A 13783-nucleotide genomic window follows, 5' to 3' on the forward strand; every position below is an offset into this window, starting at 1 on the left:
ATCGCATGGCAGAAAAACCGTCCGACCGCGCCGGCAAACGCGCGCGCCTGATCGAACTCATCAAAGTGCGGTCGTTCCAGGAAGGACCGGCGTTCAAGCTCGCCTCCGGCAAGACCTCGCCGTTCTACTTCAACATGAAGCCGACGATGCTCGACAGCGAGGGGGCTTATCTCATTGCATCCCTTATCCTCGATGAGATCGAAGGCGTCGACGCCGACCTGATCGGTGGGCTCGAAATGGGCGCCGTGCCGATTGCGTCGAGCGTCGCGGCAATTGCCTACACGCGCGGACGCAAGCTGCCCGCATTCTTCGTCAGGAAGCAGGCGAAGGAACACGGCACGCGCGCGCTCGTCGAGGGCCTTGCCAAAACCGAACGTATGGCAGGCAGGAAAGTCATCATCGTCGAAGACGTGACGACAACCGGCGGCTCGGCGCTTAAAGCTGCTGAAGCGTTGAAAGCGGAAGGCGCGACGGTCGTTCGCGTCATCACCATCGTCGACCGGCTCGACGGCGCGATGCAGATTTTCTCCGACGCCGGCTTCGCGTTCACGCCACTCCTGACGCTCGAAGACTTCCGCAGCAAATAGTCACGTAGTCACGACCGCTTCTGCTGAATGCTGCAATGAAGCGGCTTCACCCCATGTGCTTCGTCAGGAAGTCGCGCACGCGGCCCCACGCAAGCTCGGCGGACTTGCGATCGTGCACGGAGCGTTGCTCGTTCATGAAGGCGTGACTTGCATCGTAGCGATACGCCTCAAATGTCTTGCCTGCGGCCTTCATGCCCTTCTCGAATTCGTTAGCCTTTTCGGGCGTGACGAAATCGTCCTCGTTCGCGAAATGCGCCTGCACCGGGACCCTGACGTCGGCCGGTTTGACAACAGTCTCTGGCGGCAAACCATAGAAAGCGATGGCGGCAGAAAATTCCGGCACTCGCACGGCCCCGAGCACGGCAACCGCGCCGCCCATGCAGAAGCCGCAAACGGCAACCTTGGGGCTCGAAACCAAGAGATATTGCGCGGCGCCCCGTACGAGTTGATCGGTCGCTTCAAGAAAATTCAGCGAATTCATCTCACGACCCGCAGCCTCGGTATCGTGATAGGGTATCACCGCACCGGCATAAAGATCCGGGGCTAAGGCATCATAGCCAGCCAGCGCAAAGCGGTCGCAGATGCCCTTGATCTGGTCCTGCAGTCCCCACCATTCCTGAATGACGACGACACCCGGCGCGTTGGCCTCGGCCGACTTCGCGAGATAGCCCTCGCCAGTCTTGCCGTCAGGGCGCATGAATGAAATTCGAGTACCCATTGCCTCTGTCTCCGTTCTGCTGCGTCATCCCGCGGCATGTGTATGCGCCACAACGCCGATGATCAACGCTTTGCGAGCCGAAGGTTTTTCCAGTCAAGCTACCCGCATTCACGTCATGGCCGCCCTCCGAGGCGGCCATCCAGAGCAACTCGTTCGATAAATGCGGGCTTTGCCCTGGATGGCCGGATCAAGCCCGGCCATGGAGTGGATATGGGCTCATTCCGCAGCCACCGGCCTGCCGACTGACGGCCCCGCACTGACAACGTCGGCGTCAACGTGGCGGGCGAACTTCGCGAAGTTCTCGTGGAACATTGCCGCGAGCTTGGCCGCTGCCTCATCGTAGGCTTTCGGATTAGCCCAGGTTTCGCGCGGCGTCATGACTTTGGAATCGATCCCCGCAGGCGCCAGCGGCACTTCGAAGCCGAAGACCGGATCAACGCGCATCGCCTGCTCCTTGAGCGCGCCGGAAAGCGCCGCATCGAGGAGCCCGCGCGTGACCTTGATCGGCATGCGCGTTCCCTCGCCGTACTTGCCGCCGGTCCATCCGGTATTGACGAGCCAGCAATCGACATTGTGATCGGCAATCAACTGACGCAGCAGGTTGCCGTAAACGCTCGGATGGCGCGGCATGAACGGTGCGCCGAAGCACGTCGAGAAGGTCGGCGTCGGCTCGTTGCCCATGCCCTTCTCGGTCCCCGCGACCTTCGCCGTAAAGCCCGAGAGAAAATGATACATCGCCTGACTCGGCGTCAGCTTCGCGATGGGCGGCAGTACGCCGAAAGCATCGGCCGTCAGCATCACGATATTCTTCGGATGGCCTGCGGTACCGGTCGGGCTGGCGTTGGTAATGGCATCAAGCGGATAAGCCGAGCGCGCGTTTTCAGCGAGCCGGTTGTCATCGAAATCGGGAACCCGTGTCACCGGATCGATGACGACGTTTTCAAGCACGGTCGCGAAACGGTTCGATGCCTGCCAGATCTCGGGCTCGGCTGTTTTAGACAGGTGGATCGTTTTTGCGTAGCATCCGCCCTCGAAATTGAAGATGCCCTTATCCGACCAGCCATGCTCGTCGTCTCCCAGCAGCTCCCGTCTCGGGTCGGCCGAAAGCGTTGTCTTTCCGGTTCCGGAAAGGCCGAAGAAAACCGCCGAATTGCCATCCTTGCCGACGTTCGCCGAGCAGTGCATCGGCATCACGCCTTTCGCCGGCAAGAGGTAATTCAGGAATGAGAATACGCTTTTCTTGATCTCGCCCGCGTAACTCGTACCCCCGATCAGAACGATGCGCCTGGAGAAATTGCACGCGATGACCGTTTCGGTCCGCGTGCCGTGATAGAGCGGCGCAGCACGGAAACTCGGCAGAACGACGACAGTGAATTCGGGAACGAAGCTATCGAGCTCCGACGATTCCGGGCGGCGGAGCAGATGCCTGATAAAGAGCGCGTGCCAAGCATATTCCGTTACGATGCGTGTGTTGAGGCGATGATCCGAATCCGCTCCTGCAAAGAGATCCTCGACGAAAATCTCCTTATGGTGCGCAAACGCTATGAAATCCGCAAGCAGCCGTTCGAACGCCTCCTCCGACATTGCCTTGGCGTTGTCCCACCAGATTGCCTGGTCCGTTTCGCAATCGCGGACGATGTACTTGTCTTCGGCGGAGCGTCCGGTGTGCTGTCCCGTTTCGACGACGACGGCACCGCTTGCTGCGAGACACCCCTCGTCCCGTCGGATGACGGCTTCGATCAGCTCGGCCTCGCGCATATTGCGACGTATCTTTTGACTTGGCGCGATCGGAAACAATTGGATGGTCATTACGGAGTGTACCCCTGCCGATCCGAGCGCGGCGATCTGCCGGTCGGATGTAAATTTCGCAATTACGCAGTCTCAAACCGCATCAATGATGCGCATACTGCAGGCCCTTTAAGGCGGATCAGCTGCTTAAAAAACGAAGACGGTAAGCTCAAGCTGTGCGATGGTCCTAGCCGTTCTGCCGCACGATAGAATTCGTAACACTATGTTACCGCTAAAAATATTCGAAGATTGCATGTCGAGCAACAGCCGCGAGGAATCAAGTAATCAGGTGACCACGGCAAAATTTTGCGCAAGAATTTCTTCGGCGTTGCTTGCAGTTGCGACTTAGGTCGCATATTCAGGTGGCATTCAGCCTCCGGCGTCCATTGGACGTAGCGCCACAATTGGTCCACCATGCCGCCATAAGCGCCAGATGCAGCGCGGGGCGAGGGCCCTCCGCACCTCGGGGCTTGAGAGGAAAATATGAAGGAAAAGAGCACCATCGCACTCGTCGACGACGAGCGGAACATTCTGACGTCACTAAGAATGGCCCTGGAAGCGGAAGGCTATAAGGTCCGCACCTACGGTGACGGCGTATCGGCGCTCGAGGCCCTGACAGAAGAGCCCGCTGATCTCGGCATCTTCGACATCAAGATGCCGCGCATGGACGGGATGGAACTGTTGCGCCGGGTCCGACAGCAATCGGCAATGCCGGTGATCTTTCTCACTTCCAAGGACGAGGAGATCGACGAGCTCTTCGGGCTCAAGATGGGTGCCGACGATTACATCGCAAAACCTTTCTCCCAGCGCCTGATCGTCGAGCGCGTGAAAGCGGTTCTGCGCCGCGTTTCGCCGAAGGACGGAACAACGGTCGAGGATGAAGCCAAGCGAGTCCTCGAGCGCGGCAAGCTCAAGCTCGATCCGGAACGCCACACCTGTCATTGGGACAGCAAGCCCGTCACGCTGACGGTTACGGAATTCCTCATTCTGCAGGCGCTCGCGACACGGCCGGGCGTGGTGAAGACACGCGACGCACTGATGGACGCCGCTTACGACGATCAGGTCTATGTCGACGACCGCACGATCGACAGCCACATCAAGCGCCTGCGCAAGAAATTCAAGCAGGTCGATGACGATTTCGATGTGATAGAGACGCTCTACGGCGTCGGCTACCGTTTCAAAGAATAGTGGGCACGCCGCCGTCAATGGGGATTGGATGGCGCTCGACAGCAACGACATAGCCGTTAGCGCAGCGCTACCCGGCGCAACCGCGAACACACCGCAGCCGTCCGCAGTCGAAGCCGGACCACGCTTCGACGCACGTCGACTTCTGATGGCGGCGCTGATCGGTGCGGGCAGGCTGATCTCGCGCGGCTGGATCGCACGGTCCATCGGGAAGAACTTGAGGCGACGCATTCTGCTCGCCAACCTGCTCGGCCTCGCGGGCCTCCTGTTTGCGATGCTCTACCTCAGCCTGCATCACGGCTGGCTGCTGGATGCCAAGGTCGACGTCGTCAAGACGGTGTCGCGCATCACGTCCGAGGCGATTGCCTATCGTGCCGTCAACGAGCGGGCGATCTTCGATCCTAACCGGCTGCCCGAAAAGACGACGACGTGGGCACAACGCGACGACGCTTTTGCCGCCTTCGAATTGCCGATCGATCCGCACCAGGCCGCCGTCGTATTGAGAAAACTCGTCGGGCCTGCAAGCCTGAAGGCACGCATCTATTCGACCAAAGGAACGCTGATCCTCAACAGCGAAACCTTGTTTTCCGACGATCCAAAATCCAATGCCGGTGCGGATAACAGCCAAACTCCTCGACTTAGGAACTTTTGGACACGTCTGAACTACTGGGTGATCAACAAAGAACTGAAAGTCTATCGCGAGCTTGGCACAGCAAACGGCTTCCTCTATCCCGAGGTAAAGAACGCCGCGCAACGCGGCATCGAAACGCCGATCCTTTTGCTCAACAAGCGTGGCCAGCAGATCGTGTCGATGGCCGAACCCATCAAACGCGGCAATAAGATCCTCGGCGTACTCCTCGTTTCGACAAAACCCGGCGACATCGATGACGTGCTATGGGACGAACGCTGGCTGATCCTTCAGATTGCGGCCATGGCACTGCTCGTTGCCATTGGCAGTTCATTGGTGCTCGAAAGAACGGTCGCGGTGCCGATGCGGCGACTCTCGGAAGCCGCCTACGACGTGACGCAGAATATCTCTGCGCGTCAGGAACTGCCGGATCTGACGGAACGCCGCGATGAAGTCGGTCAGACGAGCCGCGCGTTCGTCGCGATGACCAACGCGCTCTACCGGCGAATCGAGGGGAGCGAAAGATTTGCGGCCGACGTGGCGCATGAACTGAAAAATCCTCTGGCCGCGGCGCGATCGACCGCCGAGGCCCTCGCCTACGCCAAATCCGACTCCGATCGAACGGAACTCGTCCAAGAGATTCAAAGCGAGCTCAAACGCTTGAACCGACTAATCAATGACATTTCCAGCACATCAAGGCTCGACGCGGAATTGGCGCGCCAGCATATGGAAACGGTCGATGTGCGCGGTGTACTCGAGAACGTCAATGGCCTCTTCACGGACATGCTCGCCGACGACACTCGGAAGATCGACTTGATTATCGATCCGGCACCTTCGTCATCATACAAAGTGCGCGGCAACGATGGGCGGCTTGGGCAAGTCTTCACGAACCTGATCGACAACGCGCTGTCGTTTTCACCGGAAGGCGGCAAAGTGACCATCCGCGCGAAGCCCAACGCAACCAAGATCGAGATCACTGTCGAGGACGAGGGGCCCGGAATACCGCCCGACAAGCTCGGCCAGATCTTCGACCGATTCTATAGCGACCGCCCGCAGACGGATGCCAAGCGCGGAAAGAATTCGGGGTTGGGACTTTCAATCTCGCGCGAGATCGTGGTTAGCCATCATGGCGAAATATTCGCTGAGAACCGATCGCAAAACGGCTCGCCGCCAATGAACGGCGCACGTTTCACCGTGCGCCTCCCACTGATCGTCAACATTGGAGACGGGCTTGCCAGGCGAAGCTGATCGCATTCACGCGACGGCTATTGCGGTCGGTGGCCGTGGCGTGCTGATCCGCGGCCCTTCCGGAGCGGGAAAATCTGACCTTGCGCTAAGATGTCTGGCATTCGGTCCCTCAACACTTCTGCGCGATACAGTAAAGCTCGTCGCCGATGATCAAGTCATCTTGAGGAACGATCGCTCGCGAACCTTGCACCGCCTCATCGCGTCGGCTCCCGCGACATTACGCGGCAAGATCGAAGTCCGCGGCGTCGGCATCCTTGAGGTTGCCGTCGAGGATGAGGCGGAAATCGCGCTGGTTGCGGATCTCGCGCGCGAAAGCCCCGTCGAACGATATCCGGACCCTTGGCCGATGATTGTAATATCCGGAGTCGAAATTCCCCTGATCCGACTTTTGCCTTTTGAGAACTCGGCGCCACTGAAAATATTCGCGGCACTTGACATGGTGAGCCTGCCACGTATCGAAGGTAAGGACTAACTCCTCCTAGAAATCTCTTGCGCAGCCAGCGAACACTTGCCACTTTCCGCGCCATATGGCGAAGCATGTCGAGCTGTCGCTGAATGAGAATTTTAACGGCCGGCGCTCATGATCGGACTTGTCATCGTCACGCATGGCGGCCTTGCCCAGGAATTCCGCAACGCGCTGGAGCATGTTGTCGGCGCTCAACCGGCACTTGAGACGATCGCGATCGGCCCCGACGACGATATGGAAGCGCGCCGCGTCGATATTCTAAATGCCGTGCGCCATGTTGACGAGGGCGATGGCGTCATCATTCTAACGGACATGTTCGGCGGCACGCCCTCCAATCTCGCCATCTCGGTGATGGATGAAACGAAGGCTGAGGTCATCGCCGGCATCAGTCTTCCGATCCTGGTCAAGCTGGCCAGCGTTCGCGGCGAAGTACCGTTGCCCGAGGCTGTGATCATGGCGCGAGACGCAGGCAAGAAATACATCAAAGTCGCGAGCCAAGAGCTCTCCGGCGGCTGACGGCGCGAGAAAAAGATGCCTGAACTCTCCAACAGCCTGAGACCCGAAGCCGTCGTCACCATACGCAATGTCAAGGGATTGCACGCACGCGCGTCGGCGAAGTTCGTCAAATGTGCGGAGCGGTACGACGCCACGGTAACGGTGACGCATCACGGTCAATCGGTCGGCGGAACCTCGATCATGGGTCTGATGATGCTGGCCGCCAGTCCCGGCTCAGAACTGCATATCGTTGCGATCGGCCCTCAAGGTCCGGAAGCGCTTCAGGCGCTGGTGCGCCTCGTCGAAGCCGGTTTCGACGAGGAATGTGTCGGAGACGCGTAAGGACCAGCGAAAGCCGGCACCGAAACAAAAAGGGACGCACATCGGCGTCCCTTTTTGTTTTTTGCCTCGTACGGCTCGGTATTACTGTGACAGATAAAGCGTCGAGATCTTCAGTGCGATATCACGGAACGCGGCTTTCAAAGCGTCACCCGTGGTCGAGTTGTAGAAGTGTGCAGCGTCCGTCGCACACGATGAAAGAGTGTTGATTGCAAGCTGGCTGTCGCCGAGTTGAAAGCCGACCGTATAAATTTCGATACCTTTGGCTTTCATGCCATCGCACTGAGAAACGGCCTGCGCGCTCGCGCAAACACCATTAGCCGCATTTGGACAATACGTCAGTGAATTCGAACCGTCCGAAACGCCGTTGGTCGTATATTGCGTGTTATACTCGCCGTCGGTCATCAAGACCGCGATCTTCCTCAAATTGTCTGTACCATACTCCGCTGGCTTACTCGATGAAGACCAAAGGGACGCCCAGTTCGGTGAGAGCATGTACCAAGCCCAAGCCGTCCCTATATGGCCCGCCGTGCTACCCGTAGCGCTCAACCCGGAGATCTTGTCGAGCAGAGTCTGCTTCACGCTGGTCAGCGGAAGCGCCTCTGCAGATGAATCGAGATTGCACGTCGGGCTGTAGGTCGTGGTGGTTCTGCGGTTTTTCCTGCTGGTCGTAGCCTTATTGTGCACCATGACGTATTGCCCAGAGCTCGGGGCAGCATCGGTGTATTTCTCTGATCCGGTGCGCTCCACTACGCACGGGTCTGACGTGTCACTGTTGCCGGTAGCTTTGACGAAGGCAGCGGCTGGAAGGCGGACGTCGTAAGCAAATGGGACGATTGCAACTTTGGACGTGTATTTGCTCTGATCCGCCCAGACGACAATGTTGATCAGGTCGCTGGCCGCGGACTTCATGTCGGTGAGCTTCTGGCCGCTCATCGAGCCAGTAATATCGAGCATCATGCTGATTTCGAGATTGAGTTCGGCATTCCCACCGACAGCAAGAACAGCCTTCGAATAGTCAGACCCATCCTTGCGCAAGATCGGCAACGAACTCGTGCCTGCAAGCCCCATAAACGGCGTCGTGATCGTCGCGTTGCCGGTCGTCACCATCGCGGTGGCATTGTCCGAGATCGCAAAGTTGATGGTGTCGTTCGTCAGTGAGAGACGATTTTTCGTCGCTTGCGCATAATAGGCTTGCGCGACCTTGAGGGCTGCATCCTGATTGCCGCCATTCGTCTGCAAAGCGCGCGCACCGGCGAGGACGGCCGCGTCGGTCGCTGCGATGGTCTGGCTGCGCGCGTTGACGAAGCGCCCGTAATCGACCGCGAGACCGATCATCGCGAACAGGACGAGAGCCATCAACCCGAAGAGAATTGCGACGTCGCCGCGCGCATCGCCGGCGAATCTCTGAACGGCGCGAGCGGCCGCGGCCTTAAATACAAGAATAGCGGCACGCGGCTTTCGTGCCGGCCACCGCGACCCACCACCGATTTCCATCGCCGCCTCCAGAGCGTTTTACTTTCGCGGAGGCTAATGACGAAGTTATTTAAGACGAATTAATTCGAAAATACACCATTATAGTGAGCTTAACACGATATCTCTGCAATAAATACAATTTATTTCAAATATAATTTTGTGAATTAATGTAGAATATACTATTAATATTTACATAACTTCGAAATTTATTTTCATATACTTGGAAAATTTGCGCCCGACCAGAGGGCAAAGCTCGCTCGGCAATTACTTACAATTGTGACCCAGACGAAGGTTGTGCTATGAGCGAGCACCAACCGAGTCGGGGGAATGAATGGGCAACCTGGGCGCTTGGCTTTGGAAGAAATTCACCGAAGCAACGGTTAACCTCATCATCACATCCGGAATCACGTCTTTCGCCATCACCCTATGGGCTGCGACGCGCAGTTCGGCGCCCGACATGACAAGTCTTGGCTGGCTGATTGTCGGAGTGCTTTTAGCATTCGCGATCGTGATTTTGTTCGGCCTCGCGGGATGGGCACGTCAAAAATGGGGGCGCACCAACGCGCCGCCCTCGACTGCAGCGGCAGCGACACCGTTAGCGACCATGCTCCGGATTCAAACCTATTCAGATGCGAGGCTGCCGACACGGCGTCAGCAGGAAAATATCTGGAGGTGGTATACTTTAAGCAATCGCATTCGGGGTAGGGACGCTAACGGTACCGAAACCGATATTGCGATTCAGTTCTTTGTGTTTCTCGTATTTGAGACGCCCGTCGCAGTAGGGCAGGTTCTTGTCTCGTCACCGGATATGCAACTGCCGTCTCATGAAGTGAAAGACTCTGGACCTAGGCACGCCATCATCGTGTTTAACGGTGGCGTCAGTGCCGGAGAAATTGAAGTTAGGGTAGCTCCGCCGTAACTACCTAACTCTTCTTGTCGAGCTTCTTTCGGCAGAACGACGCGATCAGCTGAACTTCAATTCCTTATATTCCTTCAAGAGACGCTTCGCGTGATCACGCGCCTTTTCCCCCTTGACGCTCCCCAAGGTTTTCAACAGCGGCCAACCATTAAAAAGAATGAATTCGTCAAGCTTCGCTTCCATTTCGGCCATCGGCACGGTGAGGTTTTGGCGATGTTGGTCCTCGAAGTACCGCAGGATCATTTCGATCACGCGATATTTCGTCTTCTGTTCGTCGGGAAGAAGGTAGTTTGTTCCAACCGTCACGTCCTTCTGCGTCGGCACACCGCGTTTGCCGGTGTGATACGTCAAACCCATGTCAGGCTTTGTCACGTCGGCGCGGCTCATAATCAATTCCGCTGATGTCATGGGTTTGCGATCTGCGGTGGCAACCCAAAGCATCTTATTCTCGATTGATGCGAAGAAGTGCTCTGCCGCTTCGCCAGAGCCTTTGTAATCCGGGCAAAGAGTGCACAACCGCTTTACCTCGCGATATGCATTCGCGCCAGACGCTCGAATTTCGTCGACGATATCGCGCAGCTCGGCGACCAAACCGGGATCGTCTGGCTCTTTGAGCCGGCGCTTGTCGATAACGAAGCCCTTGGTAGCAAACTGAACTAAAAGCGCAGTCGCCCACTTGCGAAACAGCACACCCGCAGCGGAGTTGACGCGGTAGCCGACGTAGAACGCAACATCCAGAGTGTAATGTAGGGTTTCGCGTCTGACATCGCGATTCCCCTCTTTTTGAACTACCGGAAATTTTCCGGTAGTTGCCGCCTGCAACTCGCCATCTGCGACAAACTTTTTAATGTGATCGCCGACGGTGTCGGTATCCACACCGAACATTTGCGCAAGTTGCTTCTGGGTAAACCACGGCTGATCGCCAGAATACCGAAGCTCGTGGTGGACGCCTTGATCATCCACGTAAATGAGGAATCGATCACCTGTGTCGTCCTCGATGAGATGGACTGGGCCATCTCCGTCAGTGACTGCGACGCCTTTGCCCGGTAACTCCGAAGGCCACACTTGCGCAAAGCGCCCAAGTGCTTCGTCAAATTCCATGTCAAGCTTTAGGGGCTTTTCGTAGGTCTTCTTTGGTCTGGTCATACGTCAGCGCCTTATAGGTCAATCGTCCATCGACTTGCGACAGGAGATCATTGACGCGCTCACCCTCTTCCATATCGCGGCGGTTGTACCGATAGCACATTTCGCCGAGATAGCGATCCAGGTGCTTGAATGAAACGTGATGATGAATCCCATAAATCTGGCGCTTGAATAGGCTCCAAGCGCCTTCGATGCCGTTCGTGTGAATGTAGAAATAGCGCGAGAACTCGCCCGCGCTGTGGTTGACGCTGTGGACGGTGTATGGCCCGTCAAGCTCACGATAGCTTGAATGCTCGTCCGTCATCAGCGTTGCGCCATCCTTGACGTTGTCGAACACACGACCGCGCACGGTGCGACCTTGGAGATTGGCAATCGTTGCAGCCCGTAGGTCGCCCTTGCGCTCCAGCATTCCGAACACGATTGCTTTCGGCTTCGGACCTTTCTTGCGGTCTGCTGCGTGGCGGTTCTGTTCTTTGCCACCGAAATAGCTTTCGTCGATCTCAACCTGTCCCTTTAAAGGGCGGTTGAAAGACCTCGTTCTAGCGGCATAGCGCAAGCGATGAAGAACGAACCACGCCGTTTTCTGCGTGATCTGTAAATCCTTGGCGAGCTGCGTGCTGGCGATACCTTTCTTGTGGCTCGTGATCAGCCAGATCGCGGCGAACCATTTGCGCAGCGGCAGTTTCGTATCCTCGAAAATCGTGCCTACCTTGATCGAAAAGCGCTGACGGCAGTCGTGGCACTTGTGCGTCCGCTTATCGGAGAAGTGCATAACCCGCTTGGAGTTGCAGTAGGGGCAGAAAGCGCCGTCACGCCAGCGGATCGCACGGAGGTGATCGATTGCAGCTTGCTCATCCGGAAAGGCTTCGAAGAACTGATAAAGGCTTTTGATCTCGCGCTTCATGACCCGTGCCCTCCGTCTGCCATTCTATATAGCGCGAATCGGTGTTTGGGTCAAGCACGTATATAATTGCCGCTCGCTCTATCCGCGACGGCACATAAAGACTTGTTTATATGTTGTTGCGTGCCCCAGCCGAGTTCGGTATAGGGAGCGCCGACCGACCCAAAAATAATGCGTATGCGACATTTTGCGGAGGGTTCACTCGTCACCGTGCGCGCTCTGGGCGTCCGGTCCCGAACCACCGCGTTGAGGAGCACACATGAGTTCGAAATTCACGGACTACATCGTCAAGGATCTGAGCCTGGCGGAGTGGGGACGCAAGGAAATCTCAATCGCCGAAACAGAAATGCCGGGCCTGATGGCAACCCGCGAGGAGTTCGGCACCAAGAAGCCACTGAAAGGCGCGCGCATCGCTGGCTCGCTCCACATGACGATCCAGACCGCGGTGCTGATCGAGACGCTCGCGGCCCTTGGCGCCGACATCCGCTGGGTCTCCTGCAACATCTATTCAACCCAGGACCATGCCGCTGCCGCGATTGCCGCAGCCGGCATCCCTGTCTTCGCCTGGAAGGGCGAAAGCCTCATCGAATACTGGGATTACACGCGCAAGCTCTTTGAATGGGGCGACGGCGGCGTGCCGAACATGATCCTCGACGATGGCGGCGACGCGACGCTGTTCGTCCATCTGGGGCTCCGCGCCGAGAACGGCGATACGGATTTCCTCGACAAGGGAGGCTCGGAAGAAGAACAGGTTCTCTTCGCGCTCATCAAGAAGACGCTGAAGGAAAAGCCCAAAGGCTGGTTCGCAACCATCGCGACAAACATCAAGGGTGTCTCGGAAGAAACGACGACTGGTGTCCACCGCCTCTACGAGATGCAAAAGGATGGTACGCTGCTGTTCCCGGCGATCAACGTCAACGACAGCGTCACGAAATCGAAATTCGACAACCTTTACGGCTGCCGCGAAAGCCTCGTCGACGGCATCCGCCGCGGCACCGACGTGATGATGGCCGGCAAGATCGCCATGGTTGCGGGCTTCGGCGATGTGGGCAAAGGCTCTGCGGCGTCGTTGAGGAACGCCGGCTGCCGCGTCATGGTCTCCGAGATCGATCCCATCTGCGCGCTGCAGGCGGCGATGGAAGGCTATGAAGTCGTGACGATGGAAGCTGCAGCGCCGCGCGCCGACATCTTCGTGACTGCGACCGGCAATAAGGACATCATCACGGTCGACCACATGCGCGCAATGAAAGACCGCGCCATCGTCTGCAACATTGGCCACTTCGATAATGAGATCCAAGTCGCGGGTCTCAAAAACTTCAAGTGGAACAATATCAAGCCGCAGGTCGACGAGATCGAGTTCCCGACAGGCCGCCGCATCATCCTGCTGTCCGAGGGGCGCCTCGTAAACCTCGGCAATGCCATGGGGCATCCGTCGTTCGTCATGTCGGCGTCCTTCACAAACCAGACGCTGGCCCAGATCGAGCTCTTCACGAACCACGGCAAGTACCACAAGAAGGTCTACACGTTGCCTAAGCACCTCGACGAGAAGGTCGCCATGCTGCACCTCTCCAAAATCGGCGCGACACTCACCAAGCTCCGACCCGATCAGGCGGCCTACATCGGCGTCAAGCCGGAGGGCCCCTTCAAGTCCGATCACTACCGTTACTAGCGCGCGGCCGATGCCGCACTATTGCGCCTGAGTATGGAAGGGGCTTTAGCGGAAGCCCCTTTGTCATTTACCTGCGGCCATCCGGGCCCCTTGAACGCGGCTCCGGAGAAACACTTCAACGCCGTTTCGGCCTAACGCGTTGACCGCGCTGGCGATACCGCGCACCGCGCCCCATACTCATGATGATTCGTACTGCGTCGGTCGAAGCGATAAAGCGCATG

General features: G+C 57.5%; 13 protein-coding genes. 8 read left to right on the plus strand and 5 right to left on the minus strand.

Going from position 1 to position 13783, the window contains the following annotated elements:
- Positions 1 to 5 precede the first annotated feature (5 nt).
- Positions 6 to 587, plus strand: coding sequence for an orotate phosphoribosyltransferase (pyrE, locus tag HYPDE_RS11230; protein ID WP_015598582.1), 582 nt, complete (start codon positions 6 to 8; stop codon positions 585 to 587).
- A gap of 46 nt (positions 588 to 633) precedes the next feature.
- Here the strand turns inward: pyrE and HYPDE_RS11235 are convergent, their stop codons facing one another.
- Positions 634 to 1305, minus strand: coding sequence for a dienelactone hydrolase family protein (locus HYPDE_RS11235; RefSeq protein ID WP_041320390.1), 672 nt, complete (start codon positions 1303 to 1305; stop codon positions 634 to 636).
- 216 nt (positions 1306 to 1521) lie between these two features.
- Positions 1522 to 3114 (minus strand): phosphoenolpyruvate carboxykinase, encoded by a 1593-nt coding sequence (locus HYPDE_RS11240; RefSeq protein ID WP_015598584.1) that lies wholly within the window; start codon positions 3112 to 3114, stop codon positions 1522 to 1524.
- Positions 3115 to 3576: 462 nt separating this feature from the next.
- On the opposite strand from HYPDE_RS11240, the gene HYPDE_RS11245 reads away from it, so the two are divergent.
- The 5 genes from HYPDE_RS11245 to HYPDE_RS11265 all read left to right on the plus strand — a co-directional run bounded on the left by HYPDE_RS11245 (position 3577) and on the right by HYPDE_RS11265 (position 7457).
- Complete coding sequence (locus HYPDE_RS11245) at positions 3577 to 4281, plus strand: response regulator transcription factor (RefSeq protein ID WP_015598585.1); 705 nt, start codon at positions 3577 to 3579, stop codon at positions 4279 to 4281.
- A gap of 28 nt (positions 4282 to 4309) precedes the next feature.
- Entirely contained in the window at positions 4310 to 6154 is a 1845-nt protein-coding gene (locus HYPDE_RS11250; protein ID WP_015598586.1) for a stimulus-sensing domain-containing protein, read from the plus strand.
- A complete protein-coding gene (locus tag HYPDE_RS11255) occupies positions 6138 to 6626 on the plus strand; it encodes an HPr kinase/phosphorylase (RefSeq protein WP_041321180.1) in 489 nt (162 codons plus the stop codon). Before HYPDE_RS11250 ends, HYPDE_RS11255 begins: the two co-directional genes overlap by 17 nt.
- 108 nt (positions 6627 to 6734) lie before the next feature.
- Positions 6735 to 7136 (plus strand): PTS sugar transporter subunit IIA, encoded by a 402-nt coding sequence (locus HYPDE_RS11260; RefSeq protein WP_015598588.1) that lies wholly within the window; start codon positions 6735 to 6737, stop codon positions 7134 to 7136.
- Between the two features lie 15 nt (positions 7137 to 7151).
- The gene (locus tag HYPDE_RS11265; protein WP_015598589.1) at positions 7152 to 7457 is read left to right on the plus strand and encodes an HPr family phosphocarrier protein; all 306 of its coding nucleotides are present in this window, start codon (positions 7152 to 7154) and stop codon (positions 7455 to 7457) included.
- Positions 7458 to 7538: 81 nt separating this feature from the next.
- Here HYPDE_RS11265 and HYPDE_RS11270 read toward each other — a convergent pair whose 3' ends face one another.
- The gene (locus tag HYPDE_RS11270; RefSeq protein WP_015598590.1) at positions 7539 to 8951 is read right to left on the minus strand and encodes a TadE/TadG family type IV pilus assembly protein; all 1413 of its coding nucleotides are present in this window, start codon (positions 8949 to 8951) and stop codon (positions 7539 to 7541) included.
- A 310-nt stretch (positions 8952 to 9261) separates the two neighbouring features.
- On the opposite strand from HYPDE_RS11270, the gene HYPDE_RS11275 reads away from it, so the two are divergent.
- Positions 9262 to 9849, plus strand: coding sequence for a hypothetical protein (locus tag HYPDE_RS11275; protein WP_015598591.1), 588 nt, complete (start codon positions 9262 to 9264; stop codon positions 9847 to 9849).
- Between the two features lie 45 nt (positions 9850 to 9894).
- Here HYPDE_RS11275 and rhuM read toward each other — a convergent pair whose 3' ends face one another.
- Complete coding sequence (rhuM, locus tag HYPDE_RS11280; protein ID WP_015598592.1) at positions 9895 to 10995, minus strand: RhuM family protein; 1101 nt, start codon at positions 10993 to 10995, stop codon at positions 9895 to 9897.
- Positions 10952 to 11896 (minus strand): IS1595 family transposase, encoded by a 945-nt coding sequence (locus HYPDE_RS11285; RefSeq protein WP_015598593.1) that lies wholly within the window; start codon positions 11894 to 11896, stop codon positions 10952 to 10954. Before HYPDE_RS11285 ends, rhuM begins: the two co-directional genes overlap by 44 nt.
- Positions 11897 to 12152: 256 nt before the next feature.
- Here HYPDE_RS11285 and ahcY point away from each other — a divergent pair, with 256 nt between their 5' ends.
- On the plus strand, positions 12153 to 13562 hold the full coding sequence (ahcY, locus tag HYPDE_RS11290; RefSeq protein WP_015598594.1) for an adenosylhomocysteinase: 1410 nt from the start codon (positions 12153 to 12155) through the stop codon (positions 13560 to 13562).
- Positions 13563 to 13783: the final 221 nt, after the last annotated feature.

It is taken from the genome of Hyphomicrobium denitrificans 1NES1, from assembly GCF_000230975.2.
GTDB classification, from domain to species: domain Bacteria; phylum Pseudomonadota; class Alphaproteobacteria; order Rhizobiales; family Hyphomicrobiaceae; genus Hyphomicrobium_B; species Hyphomicrobium_B denitrificans_A.

Bases quoted from the DNA above. Each gene is read 5' to 3' on its own strand.
- HYPDE_RS11240 (WP_015598584.1), bottom strand. From the start codon at position 3,114: ATGACCATCCAATTGTTTCCGATCGCGCCAAGTCAAAAGATACGTCGC.
- HYPDE_RS11245 (WP_015598585.1), top strand. From the start codon at position 3,577: ATGAAGGAAAAGAGCACCATCGCACTCGTCGACGACGAGCGGAACATT.
- ahcY (WP_015598594.1), top strand. From the start codon at position 12,153: ATGAGTTCGAAATTCACGGACTACATCGTCAAGGATCTGAGCCTGGCG.
- HYPDE_RS11260 (WP_015598588.1), top strand. From the start codon at position 6,735: ATGATCGGACTTGTCATCGTCACGCATGGCGGCCTTGCCCAGGAATTC.
- HYPDE_RS11250 (WP_015598586.1), top strand. From the start codon at position 4,310: ATGGCGCTCGACAGCAACGACATAGCCGTTAGCGCAGCGCTACCCGGC.
- HYPDE_RS11285 (WP_015598593.1), bottom strand. From the start codon at position 11,896: ATGAAGCGCGAGATCAAAAGCCTTTATCAGTTCTTCGAAGCCTTTCCG.
- HYPDE_RS11265 (WP_015598589.1), top strand. From the start codon at position 7,152: ATGCCTGAACTCTCCAACAGCCTGAGACCCGAAGCCGTCGTCACCATA.
- HYPDE_RS11275 (WP_015598591.1), top strand. From the start codon at position 9,262: ATGGGCAACCTGGGCGCTTGGCTTTGGAAGAAATTCACCGAAGCAACG.
- HYPDE_RS11235 (WP_041320390.1), bottom strand. From the start codon at position 1,305: ATGGGTACTCGAATTTCATTCATGCGCCCTGACGGCAAGACTGGCGAG.
- pyrE (WP_015598582.1), top strand. From the start codon at position 6: ATGGCAGAAAAACCGTCCGACCGCGCCGGCAAACGCGCGCGCCTGATC.
- rhuM (WP_015598592.1), bottom strand. From the start codon at position 10,995: ATGACCAGACCAAAGAAGACCTACGAAAAGCCCCTAAAGCTTGACATG.
- HYPDE_RS11270 (WP_015598590.1), bottom strand. From the start codon at position 8,951: ATGGAAATCGGTGGTGGGTCGCGGTGGCCGGCACGAAAGCCGCGTGCC.